The organism is Alistipes sp. An54 (genome assembly GCF_002159375.1).
Taxonomy (GTDB): domain Bacteria; phylum Bacteroidota; class Bacteroidia; order Bacteroidales; family Rikenellaceae; genus Alistipes; species Alistipes megaguti.
In genome coordinates, this window is sequence record NZ_NFIA01000031.1 from 1 (window position 1) to 1981 (window position 1981).

The 1981-nt window shown below is 63.4% G+C and carries 2 protein-coding genes; both read left to right on the forward strand.

What is annotated here, in order from left to right:
- Positions 1-1047: SusD/RagB family nutrient-binding outer membrane lipoprotein (locus B5G09_RS13740; protein WP_087405620.1), on the forward strand; the 1047-nt coding region annotated here is incomplete at its 5' end.
- A 5-nt stretch (positions 1048-1052) separates the two neighbouring features.
- A complete protein-coding gene (locus B5G09_RS13745; protein WP_087405621.1) occupies positions 1053-1964 on the forward strand; it encodes a glycoside hydrolase family 18 in 912 nt (303 codons plus the stop codon).
- The last annotated feature ends 17 nt before the right edge of the window (positions 1965-1981 follow it).

Genomic DNA, 1981 nt, shown 5'->3' on the forward strand with positions numbered 1-1981 from the left:
AAGATGTTCGAGGAGCTGGACGAGGCCATCGCGACGCTGGGCCGCAACACGACCCTTTCGTCCGATGCGTGGAGCCGCTACGACGGGGTCTACTACGGCAACATCGCGCAATGGTTGAAGTATGCCAATTCGCTGAAGCTTCGCATGGCGATGCGCCTGACGGAGGTGAAGCCCGAACTGGCGAAGACGAAGGCTTCGGAGGCGATTGCCGGGGGCGTCATCACGTCGAATGCCGACAACGCGGCGATGCACGCCGCGGAGAACCGCACGACGCTCATCTACAACGACTGGGGCGACCATCGCGTGGGTGCCGACATCCTCTGCTATATGAACGGCTATAAGGACCCGCGTGTGGAGAAGATGTTCCTGCCGAACGACGTGGGCAACTACGTGGGCATCCGCATCGGTATTGATGTGGCGGGCAAGTCGACGGCCATGACGAAGTATTCGAACCTGATCGTCGAGTCGACGACCCCCTACCTGTGGTTCAACGCCGCGGAGGCGACGTTCCTGCGCGCCGAATACGAACTGCGCTGGGGTTCGGAGGAGACGGCGCAGTCGCTTTACGAGCAGGCCATCCGTCTTTCGTTCGAGGAGCGGGGCGCGAGCGGGGCCGACGCCTATGTGGCCGATGCCACGAGCCGCCCGGCGGCCTACACCGATCCGCTGGGTAATTACAGCGCCGCGGCGCAGAGCACCATTACAATTGCCTGGACCCCGGGACCGGAGAACTTCGAGGCGAATCTCGAGCGCATCATCACGCAGAAGTGGATCGCGATCTTCCCGCTGGGCGTGGAGGCGTGGTCCGAGCACCGGCGCACGGGCTACCCGCGGCTGCTGCCGGTGGTAGCCGACAAGTCGGGCGGCGGGGTCGATGTGGCGCAGGGTGCGCGGCGGCTTCCCTACCCGGTGGAGGAGTACCAGCAGAACAACACGAACCTGCAGGCGGCGATCCAACAGCTCAACGCCGAGCAGACGAACGGCAACCGCACGGGCGACCAGATGGGTACGCGCGTATGGTGGGACTGCAAACCCTATAACAACTGACCGATATGAAACAGAAGAGAATATACCGAATGATCCTTCCGGTTGCGGCGTTGCTGCTTGCCGCCGCATGCAGCGACTGGACCGAGACGGAGAGCGTGGAGAACAGCGTGCGCAAGCCGTGGGAGCAGGACCCGGCGCTGTGGGCCGACTATACGGCGGCGTTGCGGGCCTACAAGCAGTCGGAGCACTACCTTTCGTATGCGCGGCTCAACAATTCGCCCGCGAAGGCCACGAGCGAGCAGGACTTCATGCGCTGCCTGCCCGATTCGCTCGACATCGTGACGCTGACGAATGCCGACAACTTCTCGGCCTATGATGCCGAAGACATGGCCACGATGCGCGAAAAGGGGACGCGGGTCCTCTACCAGGTGGACTACGCGGCCCGCAAGGCGGATTTTTCCACCGAGACTGCCCTCAAAGCCTACCTCGACGGGGTGATTGCCTCCGTCGCGGCGAACGGGCTGGACGGCTACTCGTTCACCACGGACCCGCTGGACGCCGCCGCTACGGCTACGATCGTTGCGACGCTCTCGGCAGCCCGGAGCGATGGTCAGCTTCTCGTTTTCGAGGGCAACCCGTTGTCGGTGGCCGAAGCCGACCGTGCGAAACTCGACTTCGTGGTCCTCGACACCGAAAAGGCCGAAAATACCACCGAGGTGCAGCTGCTGGTCCTCAATGCCACGGGCTATGCGGGCATCGCCCCGGAAAAACTGCTGCTGGCCGCCGAGATCGATGCGCCGCTGCAGGACGCCGACCGCACGGAGTATGCCGCCGTGGAGCTGATGGCACGCTGCGTGGTGGAGTACGGACCGCTGGCGGGCTTTGCAGCCTACAACATCGCCGGAGACTACTACCACGCCGACCGGAACTACAGCACGATCCGCAAGGCCATCCAGACGTTGAACCCTTCCAAATAAGAGAGCCATGAAACGAT

Excerpts from the sequence above, each read along its gene's own strand:
- B5G09_RS13745 (WP_087405621.1), top strand. The coding sequence starts at position 1,053 with ATGAAACAGAAGAGAATATACCGAATGATCCTTCCGGTTGCGGCGTTG.